This is a genomic window from Streptomyces sp. B1866, assembly GCF_031932565.1.
Taxonomy (GTDB): Bacteria; Actinomycetota; Actinomycetes; order Streptomycetales; family Streptomycetaceae; genus Streptomyces.
This window is the reverse complement of record NZ_JAVSCF010000630.1, coordinates 1-421: the sequence shown is the minus strand read 5'-3', so window position 1 is coordinate 421 and position 421 is coordinate 1. Positions and strand designations below refer to the sequence as shown.

General features: G+C 66.5%; 1 protein-coding gene. It reads right to left on the bottom strand.

Annotation, left to right across the window (positions count from 1 at the left end):
• Positions 1 to 421, bottom strand: a 421-nt coding sequence (locus RKE29_RS30525; RefSeq protein ID WP_312008923.1) for a polyketide synthase, incomplete at both ends; no start/stop codon positions are given.

Here is a 421-nt window from a genome sequence, read left to right as displayed (position 1 = left end):
CCGTGTGCTTCGACGGCGTCGATGTCGTTGGGTGTGAGGCGGGCGTTGGTGAGGGCTTGGTGGATGACGCGTTGTTGTGCGGGGCCGTTGGGTGCGGAGAGGCCGTTGGAGGCGCCGTCTTGGTTGATGGCTGTGCCGCGGATGACGGCGTGGATGTGGTGTCCGTTGCGGAGTGCGTCTGTTCGGCGTTCGATGAGGAGGAGGCCGGTGCCTTCTCCGGCGCCCATGCCGTTGGCGGTGGCGGAGAAGGGTTTGCAGCGGCCGTCGGTGGCGAGTCCGCGTTGGCGGGAGAATTCTACGAAGAATTCGGGTGTGGACATGACGGTGACGCCGCCTGCGAGGGCGAGGTCGCATTCGCCGGTTCGTAGGGCGTTCACCGCGAGGTGCAGTGCCACCAGCGACGACGAACACGCCGTGTCGA